Below are 20,006 nucleotides of genomic sequence, written 5' to 3'. Positions count from 1 at the left end.
CTCGGCCGCGGCACCAGCTTCCCGCTCGCGCTCGAAGGCGCCCTGAAGTTGAAGGAGATCTCCTACATCCACGCCGAAGGCTACGCGGCCGGCGAGCTTAAGCACGGGCCGATCGCGCTGATCGACGAGACCATGCCGGTTGTGGTGATTGCGCCTTACGATCGCGTGTTCGAGAAGACCGTCTCCAACATGCAGGAAGTCGCCGCCCGCGGCGGCAACATCATCCTGATGACGGACGCCAAGGGGGCGGCGGAGGCGACGGTCGATTCGCTCGTTACCATCGTCATGCCCGACATGGCGGCAGCCTTCACGCCGATGGTATATGTCGTTCCCGTGCAGCTTTTGGCCTATCACACGGCGGTGGTGATGGGCACCGACGTCGACCAGCCGCGCAACCTCGCCAAGTCGGTAACTGTCGAATAAGCACGACGGCACCGATCGATCGCGTCTGGTCTTCCGACACGGCTGGAACATGCCTAAACCGTTCATGACTGACAGCTAGAGCCGGCGTGGCGTTCGGGCTTGAAGCAGATCAGTTGGCCTAGGTTGCGCAGCAAATTGAGAGATCGTTCATGTTAGTCCGTTTCCACTATTGGGCCATGCTGCTCATGCTTGCCACCATGGGTCCCGCCGCACAGGCCAAAGATCGCCGCATTGTCGCCGAGCCTGTTGCACCTAATCATGTCTGTGCTCGCCTAGTGCCGTCGAGTGAAAACGATACGGCCACGCTCCAAGACGCCATTGCTCGCTGTCCGTCTGGCTCGGCGGTTTATTTGGCAGGCGGGACCTTCCTGTCGGGCCCCCTCGAGATGAAATCTGGAGTGACCCTGTGGATCGAGCGCGATGCCGCGGTTGTCGCTATTGCTCAACCGAAGGCGTATGACAAAGGTTTCGGAAATTGCGGCCGCATCGAAGGGAAAGGCGACGGCTGCCGGCCGTTCATTAGCTTCTCCAAAACACGTGGGGGCGGTATCTATGGCGACGGCATCATCGACGGGCAGGGCGGCGCGCTCATCGCCGGCACAACCGAGACTTGGTGGCAACTTGCCCGGCGCGCGCAAGCTGAGGGCGGCAACCAGAACGTCCCGCGCCTGATCCAGATCGACCATGCTCAGGACATAACCTTTCACGGCATCACGCTGCGTAATTCAGCTAATTTCCACGTGGCGATGAACCGGGTCGATGGTGCCACTTTTTGGGGTGTCACAATCGATACACCGGCCGATGCCCGCAACACAGACGGGATCGATCCTGGCGCCAGCCAGGACGTGACCATCACTCACTGTCAGATCCGCACTGGAGACGACAACGTGGCTATCAAAGCCGGCAGCAACGGTCCCGCCCGCCATATTTCAATTATCGATAATTATTTCGGCTGGGGACACGGCATGTCGATCGGGAGTGAAGTGAGCTCAGGTGTCAGCGACATACTGGTGCACGGCCTCACTCTGGATGGCACGACGTCTGGCTTGCGCATTAAGAGCGATGTCAGCCGAGGCGGCCTGGTGGAGAGGGTGACCTATGAGAATGTGTGCCTGCGCGGCAATCGATGGCCCATCTATTTCGATACACGTTATGATGTCCAGGCGCACGGCAACGAAATTCCGGTCTACCGCCAGATCGCGTTGCGCCACGTGCGCGGCGGTGACGGTACGCTTGTGATGCACGGGCTCGACCGAGGCCATGCTCTTGAGATTGCGCTGGACGATGTGCGATTTGCCGATAGCGCGGTCTGGCAGGTTGAAAATGTAGATGCAGCGGTTTCCAGGGTGTGGCCGCCGTTGCGCGGTGCGGCGAATCCGCCATCGTCTACTGCATGGGAGGGCTGCGCAAAGGCATTCAGCCAACCACCAAGCACAACCAGGAACAGCCTTGCGCCTCGATAGTACTCATTGCTGCGTTGAAGAATTCGCGCTTGACCGAAGCAGAATAGCAGGCACACTAAACGTGGCCGGCTTATGTAGGTACCATCCACCTAGCGGGACATGATTGGCTGTCGGAGAAGCGACGAAGTGGTAAAACGGCTCGTAAACGACGATGGGTCTGCAGCACAGGTGTGCGCGGCAGATCAAGAATTGGACATTGATAAGTCGGCAGAACGGGTGCGGCAGTAGACTGTGTGCAAAAGCGTCCCATAGTTCCTATCTCGACGATAAGTTCGGCAGCCAGGTCCTATCATCACCAAAGAACGCTTTGAGCGACCATTGCTTGGCTTCGCTGTCTGAGAGCTGATGGGAGTAAGATTCTCGTCCTTTGGGATTGGCACCGATACCGGTAGATCGGTATTCGGCATAGTAGGCTGTCTTCAGTCTATCGGTCTTGCCGCGATCCCACTCGCTCCAGCCTTCTGCGATAACCGGTGCGTTCATCTCCGTGGATAGGAAGATCACCGTAGCGTAAGAGCGCCAAGGACGTCCGAGGGCGATGCCGCGTGCGGCGGGATCAGCGGTGAGCATGCAATGGTCGAACACGTAGGCGCTGTCCTCGTCCGGCGAGTCCTTGCTTTGCGCGGTATAGACCACAGCCTGATTGGCGATGCCGTGCAGTTGACAACGATGGAAATAGGCTTTGGCATTGCCAAATATGTAGTCGACATGTCCCTCGATGTAGCAGTCCGAAAAGTATTGCCGGGTTGTTCGGCCGTTCGGCCCCTTGTTGGCAAATAGCGTATCCTGTGCGCCGAGTAACCGGACTCGGGTGATAACGTCCTTATCTCCTGTAATAGACAGTGCCACCGCCTGCGAAGCAGGATTGGCCGGATTCAAGGAATAGTCGTTTTGAATCGTCAGATTGTCGAGCCAGAAGTCGTCGCCGGATGCGTCCACAGTGGCGGAATGAACGGTTCCGCCCACCTTGATCGCGCCGTCGCCGTACACGACCACCGTGTCCCCTGGCTTCTTGCCAGTGCCTCTGATGTGAACGCCGGATTTGCCAACCTTGACCTTCTCGCGATAGATCCCCGGCGCGATCAAAATGTCACCGCCTCGCGCGGGCAACGCGTCCACGGCTTCCTGAACTGAACGATAGGCCATGTCTCCGGATCGCGAGACCAAAACTTGTTCAGCATATGCTTCCGAGAACTGGAAGCACATGGCCAGAACAGAAGAGGAAATCAGAAAAAATCTCATTATGGTCCCACTCTTTGTCGCGCTAGCCATACGCGGTGTCGTGCTTAAAACTCATCTGATGCGATGCTGGCTTAAAGCTTTTGAGCCGCTGCATCCCACGTGTTTTTTTGAGGCGCGTTTCCTGCCGTCCCACATCTAGATGGCGGTGTGTGCAATGTCAGTCGTGAGTGATGATCGTGCCGTTTCTGCGTCGGCCCAAGGGTGAACGCTCAAAATTGTCGGAATGCGGTGCTTGGACTTGTCGTGTTTGGCTGTGGCTTGCGTAAAAATGCCCATGTCCGAAACACGACAATAGGGTCGAACTCTTCCACCGGCGGGATGCAATCCCTTGCTTTTCCCCTCCTTCAATCGTGGCCTACAGGCCAACTTGTGGCATGCCGATTGCTCGGCAGACAGCAACAGTGTCATCACGACAATGATCATGTTGTAGTCGCGCGAGGAGTTCAGATGAAACCTGCCAGTTGGTCCGAATCAATGTCGCGGACGCTCTGGTAGAGCAGAATCTCTATCGGCTCCGTTCTTGGGGCGGCGTTCTTTACCCAACTTCGGTTTTCTGGAGTAGCCCCAGTATAGCCCGCCTCGTGAAGACGTGGCCTCTGAGCGGTTGCGTACTCGTTGGTTGGGACCGCGAGCATTCTAGCAGGTCGGTCGAACCGCGAGTAAGTGAGGGCCCTTCCAGGCGCTCGAGACGAAGCGCAAGTGCGGATTGCAGGGCGCGCCCTTGGTCGGGGATCGATGGTGCGATGATGCGAACCGTGTCCGCGAAACAGAGGAGAGCAGATGAAGTTTGGAGTGTTCTATGAGCACCAATTGCCGCAACCCTGGGACAGTGGTGGCGAGCAAAAATTGTTCGGCAACGCGCTGGAGCAGATCGAGCTCGCCGATCAGCTCGGATTTGATTATATGTGGCAGGTCGAGCATCACTTCTTGGAGGAATACTCTCACTCGTCCGCACCCGAAGTGTTTCTGGGTGCGGTTTCACAACGCACAAAGAATATCCGTATTGGCCACGGCATTTGTCTTGCCTCGCCGCGCTACAACCACCCGGCGCGGGTGGCCGAGCGCCTCGCGACGCTTGATCTGATCTCGGGAGGACGTGTCGAGTGGGGGACTGGAGAATCAGCGTCTCTCATTGAGATGCAGGGGTTTGGGATAGAGCCCGAGCAGAAGACTGCCATGTGGCGGGAAGGGGTCGAACAAACCGCCAATATGATGGCCATGCGGCCATATCCGGGATACGAAGGGCGATTCTTCAAAATGCCGCCCCGCAACATCGTGCCAAAGCCGGTTCAGAAACCGCATCCACCGCTCTGGATGGCGTGTTCGAGGCGCGACAGCATTCTACGCGCCGCGCGTCATGGGGTAGGGGCGCTGGTCTTTGGCTTTGTCGAAGCATCTCAAGCGAAAATCTGGCGCGACGAATACTATGAGATCATTAAGTCTGACGAATGCGTGCCCATTGGTCATTCGGTGAACGCCAATATTGCAACGCTCAACGGCATGATGGTTCATGACAGTGCCGAAGAAGCAATGCGCCGCGGAATCGACGGCTTCAAGTTTTTCGGATATTCGATCGCGCATTACGCGATATATGGCGAACATCGTCCTGGACATACGAATCTGTGGCGGCGCTTCCAAGCCATCAAGGACGACGTGAAGGAGACACCAGGTTCGGGAGCCATCGGTCGGCCTCAGAGCGTTCGTGACCACCTCATGGGGTATGCAGATGTCGGTATCGACCAGATGATCTTCATCCAGCAATGCGGAATGAACAAGCACGAACATATCTGCGAGGCGCTCGAGCTGTTTGCCAAGGAGGTCATGCCCGCACTGAAAGAGCGAGAAGACGAGCGCGTCCGACGTAAAGAAGAGGAACTCGCACCTTACGTAGAGGCGGCGCTGGCCCGCAAGCCCATGATGCCAGAGTTGCGGGAGACGGATATTCCGAGCATCGAGGCGATGGGCATCGTACTCGAGCGTCGCACTGGTAGGGAGTATGCTTCGGCGGGTGGCACCTTCGCGGATCCGACCCGTGGAGGCGCGATTCCTATGGTTTCGCGGGAAACCTATGCCAAGGCAGCCAAGGTCGATTGAAGTCGAAGCTGACCGCGGAACTTGCTCAAGATCTTTGTTATGCTGCCGCTCGGCCGCGGCTGAGCCCCAAGCCTGAAAGCAACTGCGCGACCGATGAAAATATCACAAGCGTTCAATTTTGAGGCGGCTCATCGTCTGCCGAACGTGCCGGCCACACACAAGTGCAGCCGCCTGCACGGGCATTCCTATCGGGTCGAGCTGCAGCTCGATGGACCAGTAAATCCCGTTACCGGGTTCGTCGCGGACTTTTTTGACCTGGAGGCATCCTTCGTCGAAATCATGAATGCACTCGATCATCGATGCCTGAATGAAGTCGAGGGATTGGAGAATCCTACGGCAGAAAACATTGCCGTTTGGATTTGGGAAAGATTGCATCGCAAATTCCAGCAGATGTCGTGCGTCCGGGTCTATGAAACATCTGATGCTTGGGCCGAGTATGACGGACGATGACAAGAAAGTCCGCCTGTTTGCTCGAACTTGTTCCGGTCACTTGGGGCGTTCCCAATAATGCTCACGAAGTGGAAGTCACGGCTGGGACAGTTCGAGTAAGACTGACTTGCGGCACGGCCGTGAATGCGCCAATCGCTCCCGGCCTGTCAGTTGCCCATGAACGAGCCTCTAATCGATTGAGCTAGAGTCTGTTTTTGGGATTTTGTGGCGTTGGAGATTGCAGGGATTTGAAGCTTGAGCACGCCAAACCTTGCAAATTCGCTTCTGGATTCCCCATCGCTATGAACTGTGCTTGTGTGGTGCATCGGAGGGACGATGCGGCCGAAGAAGCACAAGACGACGGGATCGAATGACCTGTTCCGGGCACGACTGGACCAGATGATCAACATGAAGCACGAGCTGGTGCTGCTTGCCGGCAAGGTCGATTGGGACTGGATCGACGGCGAGATTGCTCCGCTCTAAAGCGAGAACGGCCGGCCGGGGATCGAGACCCGCTTCTGCTGCTCAAGCACATTTATGGGCTGTCCGATGAGGGGTGTGCGAGCGCTGGGTCCACGATCCGTACTTCCAGTTCTGGACCTCAAGCGGGTCACGGTCGACACCACGGTGCAACCGAAGGCCATCACCTTTCCGACCGATGCCAAACTCTTGCATGCAGCCATCAGGGGGCTGAACCGTCTGGCGAGACAGCACTGCGTCAGGCTGCGGCAATCTTATTGTCGCGTGGCCGAGGCAGCCGCGATGATGGCGGGTCGTTACGCTCATGCCAAACAATTCGGGCGGCATCAGCGGCAGTTGCGTATCCTGTGCAGCCGGCTGGGTCGGATCATTCGCGACATCCGTCGCAAGATCGAGGGCCAGCCAGCACTGGAGAAGGCGTTCGCCTTGTCGCTTGGCCGGGCCACGCAGATCCGCTCGCAGCAGCAGCGCCAGCGCGGCTGGAAGCTCTATTCCTTCCATGCCCCGGAGGTGGAGTGCATCGGCAAAGGCAAGGCTGCTGCGCCTTACGAATTCGGCGTAAAGGCTTCCATCGTCACCAACAACCGCCGAGCTCCCGGTGGGCTGTTCGTGCTGCACGCGAGGTCGCTGCCCGACAACCCTTACGACGGTCACACCTTGCGGAAGGTCATCGACCGCACCGAGACACTCACTGGCTGTCCGATCGAGCGGGCCTATGTCGACAAGGGGTACCGCGGTCACGACGCGCAAAATCCCCGTCGCGTCTTCATCTCTGGCCAGAAGCGCGGCGTCTTCGGCATCATCAAGCGCGAGCTGCGCCGCCGTTCCGCCATCGATCCCATCATCGGACACATGAAAGCAGAAGGTCATCTCGGCCGCTGCTACCTCAAAGGCCACGCCGGCGACGCCGCCAACGTCATTCCCTCAGCCGTCGGCCACAACTTGCGCCGCATCCTCGCCTGGCTCAGGGAATTGTTGCGCCTGTTCCTGGGATTGCCATGGCGAACGCTCGCTTGCCAGGCCCAGCTCAATCCGGCTTGTTAACGGCCGACTAGCAATAAAGGAATCTAGAGCGCAGGTGTGGCTACTGGGTAGCTATGCCGTACAAATAGGACGAAACCCTCTCTTTGCAGCGAGGTCGACGAGCAACAACTCACGAGCCTGCGCTGTGATGCAGCACAGGTCCATGCCAAGGCCATGCGTTCTCGGATCAAGGCCGTGGTTTGAGCTAGTTTGCGTCGTATGGGTGGAATCAGCTTGTGGCTCGGATGAGTCCTTACATGCCGATTTAATCGGCGCCAAACGGGCGCCGAGGTCGGTGTCACTACCAAGCTTCAGGATGGCGTCGAACTGGCCTGGAGCTTGGCTGATCTTTTCAATCGAACCGATAGGACGCCTGAAAGAACGTACCCCAACGCTCCATGCTGAACTTCGAAAACTGAGTTGGACTAATGATTCCCGGGCCACTACAGCCTGTGCATGTCCATGGGCTGTCCGTTTTGGTCCACATTGCCCAATAGCGCCCGCCGACGCCAACGCTGAAGTGTTTGGTGATGAAGTAGGACAACACGCCTTCAATCTGGACGCCGCCGCCACCATTTCCGCGTTGTTCAACGATGGTAGTTGCTGGGCGCAACAGATGATGGTCACGCCCGTTGAAATCGGTCCAGGGCAGGTAAGCGACGTCCGTGCTCAAACGCCAACGCTCGGTGAGCATGGTTTCGGCGCTGAGGCCGAGCCGAGGTGCATTCCACTGAGTATTCTGGCTGCCAATGACCCTATCGTCGCCGGGAGGCAAGCATGTAGTCAACGGATTGGCGATCTGTAGACACCCTCTCGAGTCGGAACTCTGTTCATAGTAGGTCCAGCCGATAAATCCGCCGACCTTGTAGTTGGCGCCGCGCAGGAAATCGTAACCAGCGTCGGCCGTGTAATAGGTGAACCTCCCGTTTGCCTGGCCGGACATATTGTTGATGTAGGAAAGCGGCTTCGCTCCCTCCGAAATGCCCCAATCTTCATTGTTTATGTTTCCTTTGTTGAAGCGTCCGGTGCCAACGTTACTCTTCAGGAACACTCCCCACGGGCTATCAACACGGCCAAATGCTTCCCCGGAAAGCCCGTCGAGGCCGTGGTAGGTGAGCCTTGATACAAGAATGTTGGGGTCGTCAAGCCTACCATAGGGCACTGCGCTGTTGTTAAATTGGAATCGTCCCCGGCTGAGCCAGAGCCGCGATCCGCCTTCGAACGACCAACCGGCGGCGTAAGCAATTGGCGGCGTGCCGGCAGGTGCTTTCGCGTACAGCGGTGCATCGGACCACTGCGTCCACGGGTCGGAGCCAAAATGGTAGTTCAGTCCGATTTTTCCGATGTGATAGTTGCTGGACAGGGACATTGTGTTCGCTGGAAGAATTGCGAATGGCGGATTTTGCACCGTCGGAGGAGTCGCGACACTTGGCCCACCGAAATGCAGATAGTCATACTCGACTTTCACCGACCATGCAGGCGTAAGCGCTTGCTCAACGCCTAGCCCGATGGTGCCACCGACCCGACCATAGTCGAAATGGGTTTTCTCCTGTGGCCCCCCGCCTTCAAAATTGTTGACGACGCCGCCGCGATTGTTTTGCCAAGCCACGCCTCCCTTGAGGTAGGCCAGGGTGTGGCCCAGCGCGCCAAACGCATAACCGATGCGACCGGTCCCGGTTGCAAAGACGTTGGGACCTGCCTGGCAGTTTGCGCTCACGATAAAGCCGGAGGCGGCGAGGCAGGTATTTGTACCGTCGGAGACAGCACCGCTGGCATCGAGTTCGACGCCAAATACCCAGCCGTTATTCTGCCAGTTATAACCGATCTGGCCGCCTGCCAAGAACGCTGGGGTATCGACGACGTCACCATAGATTGACGGACCGTACGGATTGCTGAAGGAGGTTCGGCCGTAGCCGCCGCCGACGTGCCCGCCAATATAGCCTCCCGACCAGCTCCACACAGCAATGGGCAATTTCACTTCTGGCGCAAGGTCTGCTGCATTCGCTGCACCGCTTGCAACGAGCGCAATTGCACCGGCTAACAAAAGAAGAACTCTAGATCGCATCCAACACTTCCCTGCATTTTCTCGGTCCACGACCGAGCGCCTTAAGTTATCGCCGCAGCAAAGCGTCGGGGCGGACCAGACGCTAACGGCGGCGCGCGCCGAGTCCGTCCCGAAGATCATCGCACTGCGGTTGGTGATGATGTCGTGAACGAAGCAAACCGCGTGCCGAAGTGAATTCGGCAGGCTCTGCAGGCACTTCGTAGCGGTGTGTAGCGTCAAGTTGCTGACATTGGTCTCGATACCGACAGTCGGCGCGGCCAACGCCCGACGGTGGCCTGCTCGCGCGCTGAATGTGCAGGGCGGGCCTTGCGCAGCATGTCATGCTTCCGTGCGGTGCGCGCTGTGACGCCTGCAGTCTCCGGCGGGCGTGGTTTCAACAGGAGCCTTCTGTGCGCGTCCTCAAGGTCTGCGCGGTGTCGTCGTTGATTTAAACTATCACTGGGGCTCAACTGATAACTGATAGGGCGCGTCTGCTCGGGTACGCGGGACCCTTCAGCGTATTTCGAGACCGGGTTTTGGGCTTTGGTTCCTCGCCCCAAAGCACGGGGCATCAAGCGCCACGAACTGGCGTCAGCACGTGAAAAGTTCCGTATGGCAAAATCCCTTGGAATAGTCGAGCAGTGAAATCACATGGGTGCTAGCCGGAAGATGCGAACATCTGTGGGCGTCGGTAGCGGACCAAAGTTCTGTTCAGGATACCTTTGAAACAGCAGGCGCAGCGCTTTCTCGCCCTCGACCGGATCGTTCACGACTTCGGCCCTCGCGGCCATTGACAGACCTGTAATTTCCATCACTTGCGGCGTGTCGTCGTCAATCACGAGGGAAACGCGGTTGTCATGGGCCAGATTGGATGCCTTTTTGGCCGTCTTTCCCGCACAGGAAATAGATCGCCAAGTCGTCGTTGGCGTAGCCCACCGTAGTCACTTGCGGCAAGCCATCCGGACGCAGTGTCGCAATTCGCATCGTACGGTGGTGATCGAGTAACGCCCGAATCTGCGGCTTGGATGTGTCGTCCATCGTGAAACTCCTGCTCGCCTGCAGCATCAAAAACAATAGCAAAGGCCAGGACGCGGCTTTTGAGACAGATCAATTAATCAAATCGAGGCTGCTGGCTAGCAATCTAGGTGTTTAGTCTCGGCATTTGCTGGAGGGGATTGAGTTTGACTCGTTCTGGCTGGGAAGTCGTTTCCAGATGTATTCATAAGGCGTGAGTCACTTCAGGGTCTTCAGCGGCCAAGCGTAGTTGTAGGCGTTGATGAAGTCGGCAAGGTGAGCTTCGAGCCGATCGTCGATCGTAATGGTAGCATTGGACTGTCGCTTCCTTGATCGTGCGGTTCATGCGCTCGACCTCGCCGTTGGTGCAGGGATGCTTGATCTTGGCCAGCCGATGTTCGGTGCCATTCTCTTGGCAGTGCAGATCGAACATCCGTGTCACGTATCTTGCCGTCGGGCCATCCGCGTAGCGTGGCGGGAAAGTGAACTGGATTCCGTTGTCGGTCAGAACCGTGGGGATCTTGTATGGAACAGCCAGCTTCGAGGAAGGCCGAGGCCGAGCTCCTTCCCGTCTTTCTGACCAGTTGCACGAAGGCGAACTTGCTGGTGCGGTGGAGCGCGACATGGAGGTAGAGCTTGCCTTCAGCGGTCTGGAGTTGGCGCTGGGCTTCTTGGCGACCGCCTTCTTAGCGGGAGTCTTCTTTCGCGGTTTTCTCCTTGGTAGCCATTTCAACTTCTCCTGTTTTGCGGCGACCGGAATGGTCGCGCCGTACTGCCCCGAGCCCAGAGACCGTTTCGGGTGCCGGTCGTGTGGGCAGCCAGGAGGCTGCGGCTTCGGTTATCGCGCGAGCTTCACCGCTCTTGGCCTAGGTGTTCAGGGCCTTTATCCAAGCGTCGTATTGGACCTGCGTGACCTTGCCGGAACGCAGCGCCTTGTCGGCGCGATCCATCAGACGTTCGATGATGCGCCCCGGCCGGTCTTCGGTCGGCTTGTCGATATCGCAAGCCAGAAAAATCGCCAGGTGCATGCCGTAAGGCGAGTCGAGCATTCGATTTCTCTTTCGTGGTTCGCGCCTGGCGTTGATTGCCGCGCCGTTTCGTTGCCCCGTACATCGTTCCGCCGCGCCACGACATCCAGTCGAACCGCAGCCATGCCATTGCGGAGATGCAGCGGAAGCAGCAATGGCAGCGTTTTCCGGCTACCGACGGAAGCAGCGTCCTTGCCTGGAAGTGCCCAGGGATAGGGTCGGCCGGTCAGGCTTTGCCCAGGCCATGGCGGCCCGCGTGGCGCGCGGCGCTAGGGACGGCCCAATCCCGGCAAGGCGGAAAGAACGCGCGTATGGCCGAGCGTGCGGCTCGGCAGAGTCGCGGAACTATCGGTTTCGAAGCGATAGACGAACATTCCCCATCCGGAAGGTCCGGTTCCCAACTGGTCGCGCTCCGCGTGACGCGGCACAGAAAGTGATGTGGTTCGGAAAAGCATCAGCGCCGCGAACGCTGAGGTCGAGCCACCCCATTGAAGTCTGCGGGAGAATATCTTTTATGGCCCGGGTGGCCTTACCGTAAATCCTAAAGAAATCCATTTCCGCCCGCCCCTCAATCTTTGTCTGGCTTTTCAAGGCCGTGTACAAAAGTTGTAAGCGCGCGCCGTGGCGCATGGCGAACTGCTTCAAAGCGTAATCGGGCGGTTCAATGCGCGAGGAGCGCTGGCATGGTCATTGCTCTCGCAGCAGGCAACAAAGGCGCTGGCTACTCCCGTCTGGCGCGAGAGGAATGGTGCAATATGAGCTTGGTAAGGTCACTGGAAACGGCGGAAGTTGATGCCTTCTATACGCTCAATGAGGGGCGTCTTGCATCCGTCACGCGCGAATTCACGCAGCATTTCTCAGGACGCGTGCTGTATGCGGTGAAGGCGAATCCGTTGCCCAAAATTCTGCACGCGATCTCTCGCGCCGGAGTGGCCGGATTCGACGTGGCGTCGCTGGCCGAAGCCCACCTTGTTAATTCGACTATTCCCCGCGCCCGTTCATGGTTCATGAATCCCGTGAAATCTCGTCGCGATATCGAACGGACGTTCCGGGATCTGGGGGTTCGCGACTATGTCATCGATTGCGAAGCCGAGCTGCGGAAGCTCCTCGAGGTCCTGCCGTCGCATGATCCGGAAATACGAATCTACGTCCGGTTCAAGTGTAGCGGGACGTGCGCCATGTTAGACTTAAACGACAAGTTTGGTGTCTCGCCGGCCGAAGCAGGCCGTCTGCTGGGTCTCGTCAACGCGCAATCGCGCTGGACCACGGGCTTGTCCTTTCACCCAGGTTCCCAAACGATCGTTGTCGATCCCTATCTGCATGGCATTCGGGCGGCCGTCGACATTATAGAAGCTGTTTCTCCGGCTCCCACAGCGCTCGATATTGGTGGCGGCTTTCCCGGCCATTATCTGAACGTCCCCTATCACTCTCCCTTGAGCATGCTCTCCGACATCACGAAACTTGTGCGCGGAACGGATGCACTAAAGCGTGTTGAACTCTTGTGCGAGCCCGGACGAGCACTGGTTCATGATAGCATTTCTTTGTTTTGCCGAGTGATCTTAAGAAAAGGCGGGGCGCTCTACTGCGGCGCGGGCATCTACAGCGGGCTCTCACCTGCCCGACAATATTTTCTGCTCCCCGCCCGCGCTTGGCGTGGGGGACAGCCAATCCAGACTGAGGAGTGGCAGGACTTCATCATCTTTGGCCCAACTTGCGACGGCATGGACAGGCTTGGATTCTCGTATTCACTGCCACGCGATTTGAGCGAAGGCGATTGGATTGAATTCCAGAATGTGGGCGCCTACACGAAAATGACGCGATTCAACGGATTTTCGGTCGATAAGATCGTGGCTGTAGGACAGGATGAACTTACCATGTTGCCTGTTCATGAACATACTAGCTAGTCTAGTCACGTGAATCTAAAGTTCGCCACATAAAGTCTGCTGGGCTTTGTGGCAGAAGCGTTTGACGGAAGCCAAGATCTGGTCTGCGGACTTGGTCCATTTGAAGGGCTTTGGGTTTCTGTTGTGCAGGTCAATGAAGGTGCGGATGTCGGCCTCGAGCTGCCTGACGGAGGTATGAACACCTCGCTGGATCTGCTTTCTGGTGAGTTCAGCGAACCAGCGCTCGACCTGATTGATCCATGACACGGAAGTCGGCGTGAAGTGGACTTGATAATGCGGCCGTCGGGCGAGCCACGACTTGATCTTGGGTGTCTTGTGGGTGGCGTAGTTATCCATGACGATATGGACATCGAACCCTTCAGGAACTTGAGCATCGATCTCTTTTAGAAACTTCAAGAACTCAACCGCCCGGTGGCGTTTGTAGCATTTGCCGATGACGAACCCGAGGCGACGTCGAGCGCCGCAAACAGCGAGGTCGTGCCATGCCGCACATAGCTGTGCGTGCGACGCTCCGGCACGCCAGGCATCATCGGCAAGACCGGCTGCTCGCGATCAAGCGCCTGAATCTGGCTTTTCTCATCGATGCTGAGGACAAGGGCTCGGTTCGGCGGGGACAGGTAAAGGCCGACGATATCGCGCATCTTCTCGACGAACAGCGGATCGCTCGACAGCCTGAATGTTGGCTACGGTGCGGCTGCAACCCGAACGCCGCCCACATTCGGCGGATCGTGGTGTGGGAAAAACCGGTTTCCGCAGCCATCGAGCGGATCGACCAGTGCGTCGCGTCGGCTGGCGTCGTCCGCAACGTTCGTTCGATCACCGCGGCAACCTGATCGTCGTTGATGGTGCGAGGGCGGCCAGGGCGGCCCTCGTCGAGCAGGCCATCGCAGCGATCCCTCAAAAATCGGCGGCGCCATTTGCCAACGGTGTGCTCATGGAGCCCGAGTTCGGTAGCCACGGACTTGCTTGGCAGGCCATCCGCACACCGCAGTATCGCGCGGCACCGCTCAGATAGCGAGCGGGTAACACGATGACGACGAACTTGCCTCTCCAAGTACGTCCGCTCCTGCTGACTCAGCACCAACGGCGCGGTCGGCCGTCCTCTCATACCTGCATTCGCCACAAGCGCTCTCCTTCAGAGCCCCCAGCGATCTTTTATGCGACGAACTTGTATTCCAGATGACTAGATATCGACAGTGCATTTCTGGCAGCGCTTCCTTAGGCGGCCCCGGTGAGCCAAAGCTCAGCTCTTGCAGAATTCTCACGCAGCGGCCGACGGTGCTTGAATCGCACGTAACGTCAGATTGTAGACTATATCGTAGGTCCTCCCGACCTGACCAAAGGTGGCCGCAATATATGGCGTTCTCACAGTGCATGTGGAGAGAGGAAAGCGCTCCACTCCTCTTCATTTTGTTTTCCATCTTCTTTGCCAGCTTCGGATGCGCCTATGCCGCCCTAGAATTACGTTTTCGGCGTCGTGACCGCTACCTACCTTGCGTGCTTGATGTGACCACAAATGTGAATTCTCCGGAATCCGGCGACCGGATACCAACGGCTGATAAGCCGAAGGATGGGTAACGGAAGGGGCGTTCGACAGCTCGCTCGTCGTAGATCGGATGTGTACATCGAATCCGCAGCAGGCTCGTGGGAGCAGTAAGTCCCGCGCTTACGCGTTGATGAGCGCTCGTACTCGGGCACGCCGAACCATGTCAGTCACCCTCGCTTCCACCTTTGTAAGCGATCGTAGCGCAAGTCCACTTGCCAAGTTCGTGACCGTCGCGCCGCCGTTGCTCGCAAGGACTATCAACCAGGCCGGCTCGACGCGTGTTGCTCGGTACGCAAATGCGGAGGCAGTCTCTACATCACTTCGCACATCGCGAAGACGCCTCCGAGGAGAGACGCTTGCGCGGAATGGGTCACCCGCTGACGACGGCCACTGATGACGCATCCAGGAGATAGCGATGAAACGGCCAACGATCGCCGACTTGGCGCAGGGAGCCGGCGTGAGTGTGTCGACGGTAAATCGGCTCCTGCATGGTGGCGCCACGGTGCGCTCCGAAACCGCCGAGCGTATCGCGGAAACAGCAGAGAAAATTGGCTTTTACGGCTTGGGCACGCTGCGCAAGCGCATGAAGCCTCACCGGAGGCTTGGCTTTCTCATGCAACAGTCGCACCGGCCGCTCTACCAGGTGTGGGCCGCGGGAATCGTTGCCGCCGCATCTCGGCGCACCGATACCGTTATCAAGGCGAACGTGCTCTTCGAGGACGACCTGGCCCCGGAAGCCGTCGCTACCAATCTCCTGAGCCTTGGGAAACAAAGCGACGCCGTCGCTATCATCACCGCCGACCATCCGCTGGTCAGTCAGGCGATCGACGAATTGCGGGCCATAGGCGTTCCGGTCGTCGCCTACGTTACTGACCTCTCTGCCGCGAGCCGGGCAGGCTTTGTGGGGACTGACAACTGGATGGCCGGTCGGACAGCAGCTTGGTTCATCAAGCAGACGGTCCGCGAGTTAGGCAAGGTAGTTCCCCTGATCGGCGGAAACCGCTATCAGTGCGAGGAGATTTCAGCCGCAAGTTTCCGCTCCTACATGCGCGAGCATGCCCCGGACTTTGACGTAAGCGACACACTACTGATTCAGGAAGAGCACGGGAACGACCATGGAGTCGTCCGCAAACTGATTGCCAAAAATCCGGATCTCAGAGGCATCTTCGTCAATGACGGAGGTATTTCGGGCGTCTTACGCGCGCTGCGCGAGCTGCCTGTCGAACGACGGCGGAAAATCCGCATCGTCTGCAGGGATGTAGGACCTGAAACACGCAAAGGAATGAACGAAGGACTGATTACCGCATCCATATGCCATCCCCTGGACAAGATGCCCCAGGAGCTGATTGATGTGATGTTGCGCTTGGTCGAGTGTCGAGACACAGCGTCAATCGAGCAGCGGATCGTGCCGTTCGAGATCCTCACCCCAGAGAGCCTATGGGCTTAAGGAAGAAGGAATCCATCGCCCCGTTGCTCTCGTGGAAATTCATGAATGATCTGGGGACTGCTCGATCGTGTACATCGACGCGCTCAATTGCCTCGCCCGCCATCACCGGTCCGCCGAGGAAATCGGCGAAGACTAAAGCGGGCTGTCGGACGACGACAATGAAGTGAACTGAGGATAGCCGTCTCGGTCTTGGTCGAAGACGACGTTGTCATGGTGTTAACAGCCTTCTGGATCGGGGCCCTAATCACGCTCCTACGGATATCCGATGAAAATCCAGATCAAGCGATGGCCGTCGGAATAATTCTATCAAGCTGCGATCTACGTCAGATGCGCACTGGGCGATTCTGCGTCGTACGAAGCAAGCGCCATGTCGAACTGAATTGGCGGCTTCCAAGCGAGCTTCGGGTGATCTTAGGAGACTGCGCTGAGTTGCAGGGGATTTATCGCCGCTAAAGAGGCCACGGGAGTTTTGCTTGCAACGCTGGAATCGTCCAGTGACTTCGCTTGCGTATGATAGTCCATCAGAACGCGCATGCACGACAATCGAGTGGAGTTCTGGTTTACCGGGGGCTGTGTATCTAAGGCGTGGGAGAGGATGGCGGCCCTCCTGGCCGCTCTCTCGCGTCGGTATAACTAGCCGGTTCGTATTGGCGTGCAAACGCGGAATCAGAGATCATACAAATTCACGCTACGTGCGATTCAAGCTCGTTCGAGCCGCTTGCGTAAATTATGTTGTGGCGCTGTAGCGCCGCTCCCAATGGCCTCAGTTTCGCCACGCTACTCGCGTCAGTCAGAGCAGCATCATCACGGATGTACTGATGGTGCAGAGGCGGGACCCGGCGCATTTTACGGATGGCGAAAGTGCGCCGGGCGCCTCGGTTGGCTTCGCGAGCTGCGATGCGTGAAAGCCCCTTCGCAAAGTATCGTTGTTATAGGACGGTTGGTGCGCCTTGACGGGCGTCTCAAGCAGCACAGCGACTATGTAAGGACCTCCAGAGAGAACACAGCTCGTGAGGTCCGCTGCCAAGCGCGCCGTTTTCAGCACAGGATGTGGATTGAAGGACGATAAGCTCTTGCTTCAATCCGGTGATGATGTCGCAAAAGCCGACATCCTAGAATCTTATCGTGCATCTACCTGCACTGGCCTAATTGTTGCAAACTTCCTTGCATCGGTGACGACGTTGCGTATCTCACCAAGTCTCGAGGAGCTCGCTTGCCCCTTCATGGATTAGATGGAGACGGTGTTGTTAATCGAACCCCTGTGCCGGATCTCGCGCTCTGTCCGTTTCACGACGATAGGTCGCGTGCACGAGGTGGCGAGGGGAAGACGCTTGTACTAACCGGCGCCTCGCGCGGCATTGGTCATGCGACGGGTAGATTGTTCTCGGAAGCCGGATGGCGAGTCATCTCCTGTTCTAGGCAGCCTTTTGATCGCAGTCGATGTCCCTGGGAGTCGGGCATCAATAACCACGTCCAGGTGGAATTGAGCGATCATCGCGCATTGCCCGGCGCGATCACCGAAATCAAGCAGAGGCTCAACGGAGAGCCGATCCACGCGCTGGTCAATAATGCCGGCATCTCCCCAAAGGCGCCCGACGGCAGTCGATTGAACTCCCTAACAACATCCATCGAAACCTGGATGAGCGTGTTTCACGTCAACCTGGTCGCGCCTATTCTACTTGCTCAAGGCCTGTTCGAAGAATTGAAAGTGGCATCCGGATCGATCGTCAATGTCACGTCAATTGTCGGCAGTCGCGTGCATCCGTTCGCCGGTACTGCCTATGCGACCTCCAAGGCAGCGCTCGCCTGCCTCACGCGCGAGATGGCGCATGACTACGCTCCATTTGGAATTCGGGTCAATGCGATTGCGCCGGGCGAGATCAAGACCGATATCCTGTCGCCGGAAACCGAGGCAAAGTTGGCGCCGATTATACCGCTGCACCGTGTCGGCACGCCGGACGAGGTTGCCAAGGTTATTTTCTTCCTCTGCTCGAGCGCGGCGAGCTACGTCACTGGTGCGGAAGTGCCGATCAATGGCGGACAGCACGTGTGATATTGCGGCGCGGATGACGTCGATAAGTCGCGTGAGATTAATTGGAGATATCCGCTAGAAACTGGACGAAGGCGACGAAGCCGTTGTCGGTAAGTCGACAGCGTGGGTATGACTGTCTACATAACCCACAGTGGTGCGGAGTCCGAAATGGGGGCCAAGGTCGTCGCGCTTGCGCGGGTCCACGCCAGGTCGGGCGTACCCGAAGACCCGCGCGGGTTCGAGAGGCCACGCCAATTCGTCGTGGCATCGCGCAGATCGGGTGCGGGCTCAAGACCTTCGCTCTTGAGGTCAGACATTTCCGGTGGGGTCACCACGGGTGTGACGTGCTGTATGGCTCACGACGACCGTCGCAGCCACATGTGATATCGGGATTTCAAGTGTCTGGAATGTGGCACGCGGCTTGAAAGGGGATATCCAACGGCATCATTTATCTCCTAGGAGTCGCAATCCATGGCTTACAAGATCGTCGCCTCGCAATGCTCGGTTTGCGGTGCATGTGAGTTCGAGTGTCCGAACGGCGCGATCAGCCTAAAGCGCGACATTTATGTGATCGATCCGAAAAAGTGCACAGAGTGCGAGGGACATTGCGATACGCCGCAATGTGCGGTCGTCTGTCCAATCGAGGACACATGCGTCCCCGCCTGAAGATGTCCAAGAAGATGTCGCCGCCGACGGGCTCAGTCGAAGGATTGTCGGCGCATGCGCGCTGGCTGGCGGCTTGACGCCCGTTGTGGCTGGCTGGTCATGATTGAGCCCACCCAGGGGCGCGTCGATTATCCCAAGGGCGAATTTCAGCTCGCTGTCCGTATCCAGGACTGCCAGCCGGAGCTGAAAAAGGCGTGCGCGATTGTTCCGGCCGATCTTGCAAGCCATTCGCGAGCATCCCGAGAGGGGCGCAGGTCGAAACAATTTTGGCCGATCGAAGGTTGGGCTAGAAGCTCCTATCGAACGCGATGCGAATGAGACGGGATGGCTTATCAGGAGCGACCGATGCACCGAGAGCTATGCTGACGGCACTGCAGACGGAATCGTAGGAGATTGGCTTGCGGATGACGCCGTGTGCGCCCCGTTCAAGCCCGGCCCGTACCACAGGATCGGAATTCCGTTCCGCGATGAGCAGGATCTTAGCATGCGCAAAGACGTTGCCAAGTTCTGCCAGGACCGCGTCGCCTCGCTCCCGCAGGATAGCAATACCCAGCAACATCGCGTCGGGAGCTGTTATGGGACAGGTCATGGCCTCTTTCACAGAGGAAAAAGCATGTGTCTGATAGCGTTCGCGCAGAATGTAGTCGAGCGCGGAACGTACCACCTGTTCGCGCTCGATCAGGAAGACGGTCGGACGGTCTCGGCTCGCATCAACCTCGGTCGCGAAGTGCATGATACCCTCGGTGTATTGATTGATACACATCGAGCAAGCTCCGTATCTTGACGTGCCGAAAAGGAAAACTACCGATTTCGTTAGTCGGACAAAGCGAGCATTGCTTTGTTTCTGACAGGCGTGTGTGACCGCTCAGTCAAACTTGCCGATGTCAGACTTACAACAATGCCCATCTCCACCACTATTATCTATCTCTACTGACACCATTTTTCGCCTCTAGCCGGCGCTGGCACGCAGGTTGCAAAAGTCGTTACGCAAGGGCTGGGCTATCGCCTTTTCACCGAGCTGCCAATGCGGCGCGCTAGGCGATAGGATCAGAGAGAGCGCAGTCCGCAGATCATTAACCGGTTGACGGAGAGCAACATGTCTTCACTGAGACAAATCGCGTTTTACGGCAAGGGTGGTATCGGCAAGTCGACGACGTCGCAGAATACGCTC

Annotated in this window: 15 protein-coding genes and 3 pseudogenes; 10 read left to right on the top strand and 8 right to left on the bottom strand. The window is 57.7% G+C overall.

The annotated features are described in order from the left end of the window. On the top strand, positions 1 to 423 hold a 423-nt coding region (locus tag SO180_RS38545; protein ID WP_449384017.1), incomplete at its 5' end, for an SIS domain-containing protein. Between the two features lie 149 nt (positions 424 to 572). Beyond that, on the top strand, positions 573 to 1,886 hold the full coding sequence (locus SO180_RS38540) for a glycoside hydrolase family 28 protein (RefSeq protein WP_449384016.1): 1,314 nt from the start codon (positions 573 to 575) through the stop codon (positions 1,884 to 1,886). A gap of 255 nt (positions 1,887 to 2,141) precedes the next feature. Here the strand turns inward: SO180_RS38540 and SO180_RS38535 are convergent, their stop codons facing one another. Beyond that, positions 2,142 to 3,128 carry a pectinesterase family protein gene (locus tag SO180_RS38535; RefSeq protein WP_449384015.1) on the bottom strand — a complete coding sequence of 329 codons (987 nt, stop codon included), beginning with the start codon at positions 3,126 to 3,128 and terminating at the stop codon, positions 2,142 to 2,144. Positions 3,129 to 3,908: 780 nt separating this feature from the next. Between SO180_RS38535 and SO180_RS38530 the strand changes: the two genes are divergently transcribed. The 3 genes and pseudogenes from SO180_RS38530 to SO180_RS38520 all read left to right on the top strand — a co-directional run bounded on the left by SO180_RS38530 (position 3,909) and on the right by SO180_RS38520 (position 7,175). Then, on the top strand, positions 3,909 to 5,222 hold the full coding sequence (locus SO180_RS38530; protein WP_449384014.1) for an LLM class flavin-dependent oxidoreductase: 1,314 nt from the start codon (positions 3,909 to 3,911) through the stop codon (positions 5,220 to 5,222). Positions 5,223 to 5,315: 93 nt separating this feature from the next. Continuing rightward, positions 5,316 to 5,672, top strand: coding sequence for a 6-carboxytetrahydropterin synthase QueD (queD, locus tag SO180_RS38525; protein WP_449384013.1), 357 nt, complete (start codon positions 5,316 to 5,318; stop codon positions 5,670 to 5,672). 315 nt (positions 5,673 to 5,987) lie between these two features. After that, positions 5,988 to 7,175, top strand: a pseudogene (locus tag SO180_RS38520) (IS5 family transposase). Positions 7,176 to 7,506: 331 nt separating this feature from the next. On the opposite strand, the gene SO180_RS38515 reads toward SO180_RS38520, so the two are convergent. From SO180_RS38515 to SO180_RS38495, 5 genes and pseudogenes are all read right to left on the bottom strand, one after another. After that, a complete protein-coding gene (locus SO180_RS38515; RefSeq protein ID WP_449384012.1) occupies positions 7,507 to 9,219 on the bottom strand; it encodes an outer membrane beta-barrel protein in 1,713 nt (570 codons plus the stop codon). A 626-nt stretch (positions 9,220 to 9,845) separates the two neighbouring features. Continuing rightward, positions 9,846 to 10,037 (bottom strand): hypothetical protein, encoded by a 192-nt coding sequence (locus SO180_RS38510; protein WP_449384011.1) that lies wholly within the window; start codon positions 10,035 to 10,037, stop codon positions 9,846 to 9,848. A gap of 16 nt (positions 10,038 to 10,053) precedes the next feature. Beyond that, positions 10,054 to 10,236: a pyridoxamine 5'-phosphate oxidase family protein gene (locus tag SO180_RS38505; protein WP_449384010.1), complete on the bottom strand. Its 183-nt coding sequence runs from the start codon at positions 10,234 to 10,236 to the stop codon at positions 10,054 to 10,056. A gap of 103 nt (positions 10,237 to 10,339) precedes the next feature. Next, positions 10,340 to 10,871, bottom strand: a pseudogene (locus SO180_RS38500) (integrase core domain-containing protein); the annotation flags it as partial. 207 nt (positions 10,872 to 11,078) lie between these two features. After that, positions 11,079 to 11,261: a hypothetical protein gene (locus tag SO180_RS38495; RefSeq protein WP_449384009.1), complete on the bottom strand. Its 183-nt coding sequence runs from the start codon at positions 11,259 to 11,261 to the stop codon at positions 11,079 to 11,081. Between the two features lie 662 nt (positions 11,262 to 11,923). Between SO180_RS38495 and SO180_RS38490 the strand changes: the two genes are divergently transcribed. Next, positions 11,924 to 13,144 carry a type III PLP-dependent enzyme domain-containing protein gene (locus SO180_RS38490; protein ID WP_449384008.1) on the top strand — a complete coding sequence of 407 codons (1,221 nt, stop codon included), beginning with the start codon at positions 11,924 to 11,926 and terminating at the stop codon, positions 13,142 to 13,144. Positions 13,145 to 13,159: 15 nt separating this feature from the next. Here SO180_RS38490 and SO180_RS38485 read toward each other — a convergent pair. Continuing rightward, a pseudogene (locus tag SO180_RS38485) lies at positions 13,160 to 14,267 on the bottom strand (IS630 family transposase). A gap of 838 nt (positions 14,268 to 15,105) precedes the next feature. Here SO180_RS38485 and SO180_RS38480 point away from each other — a divergent pair. The 3 genes from SO180_RS38480 (at position 15,106) to SO180_RS38470 (ending at position 18,835) form a co-directional block, all read left to right on the top strand. Beyond that, positions 15,106 to 16,137: a LacI family DNA-binding transcriptional regulator gene (locus SO180_RS38480; RefSeq protein WP_449384007.1), complete on the top strand. Its 1,032-nt coding sequence runs from the start codon at positions 15,106 to 15,108 to the stop codon at positions 16,135 to 16,137. A gap of 1,261 nt (positions 16,138 to 17,398) precedes the next feature. Further along, a complete protein-coding gene (locus SO180_RS38475; protein ID WP_449384018.1) occupies positions 17,399 to 18,190 on the top strand; it encodes an SDR family NAD(P)-dependent oxidoreductase in 792 nt (263 codons plus the stop codon). Positions 18,191 to 18,640: 450 nt separating this feature from the next. Then, entirely contained in the window at positions 18,641 to 18,835 is a 195-nt protein-coding gene (locus SO180_RS38470) for a 4Fe-4S binding protein (protein ID WP_449384006.1), read from the top strand. A 286-nt stretch (positions 18,836 to 19,121) separates the two neighbouring features. Here the strand turns inward: SO180_RS38470 and SO180_RS38465 are convergent, their stop codons facing one another. Then, positions 19,122 to 19,598: a response regulator gene (locus SO180_RS38465; protein WP_449384005.1), complete on the bottom strand. Its 477-nt coding sequence runs from the start codon at positions 19,596 to 19,598 to the stop codon at positions 19,122 to 19,124. 333 nt (positions 19,599 to 19,931) lie between these two features. On the opposite strand from SO180_RS38465, the gene SO180_RS38460 reads away from it, so the two are divergent. Continuing rightward, a partial coding sequence (locus SO180_RS38460) for a hypothetical protein (protein ID WP_405047634.1) occupies positions 19,932 to 20,006 on the top strand: 75 nt, incomplete at its 3' end.

It is taken from the genome of Bradyrhizobium sp. UFLA05-112, assembly GCF_053572325.1.
The sequence above is the reverse complement of the archived record's forward strand: the minus strand, read 5'-3'. Positions and strand labels throughout refer to the sequence as shown.

Bases quoted from the DNA above. Each gene is read 5' to 3' on its own strand.
- SO180_RS38540 (WP_449384016.1), top strand. From the start codon at position 573: ATGTTAGTCCGTTTCCACTATTGGGCCATGCTGCTCATGCTTGCCACC.
- SO180_RS38535 (WP_449384015.1), bottom strand. From the start codon at position 3,128: ATGAGATTTTTTCTGATTTCCTCTTCTGTTCTGGCCATGTGCTTCCAG.
- SO180_RS38530 (WP_449384014.1), top strand. From the start codon at position 3,909: ATGAAGTTTGGAGTGTTCTATGAGCACCAATTGCCGCAACCCTGGGAC.
- queD (WP_449384013.1), top strand. From the start codon at position 5,316: ATGAAAATATCACAAGCGTTCAATTTTGAGGCGGCTCATCGTCTGCCG.
- SO180_RS38515 (WP_449384012.1), bottom strand. From the start codon at position 9,219: ATGCGATCTAGAGTTCTTCTTTTGTTAGCCGGTGCAATTGCGCTCGTT.
- SO180_RS38505 (WP_449384010.1), bottom strand. From the start codon at position 10,236: ATGGACGACACATCCAAGCCGCAGATTCGGGCGTTACTCGATCACCAC.
- SO180_RS38495 (WP_449384009.1), bottom strand. From the start codon at position 11,261: ATGCTCGACTCGCCTTACGGCATGCACCTGGCGATTTTTCTGGCTTGC.
- SO180_RS38490 (WP_449384008.1), top strand. From the start codon at position 11,924: ATGGTCATTGCTCTCGCAGCAGGCAACAAAGGCGCTGGCTACTCCCGT.
- SO180_RS38480 (WP_449384007.1), top strand. From the start codon at position 15,106: ATGAAACGGCCAACGATCGCCGACTTGGCGCAGGGAGCCGGCGTGAGT.
- SO180_RS38470 (WP_449384006.1), top strand. From the start codon at position 18,641: ATGGCTTACAAGATCGTCGCCTCGCAATGCTCGGTTTGCGGTGCATGT.
- SO180_RS38465 (WP_449384005.1), bottom strand. From the start codon at position 19,598: ATGTGTATCAATCAATACACCGAGGGTATCATGCACTTCGCGACCGAG.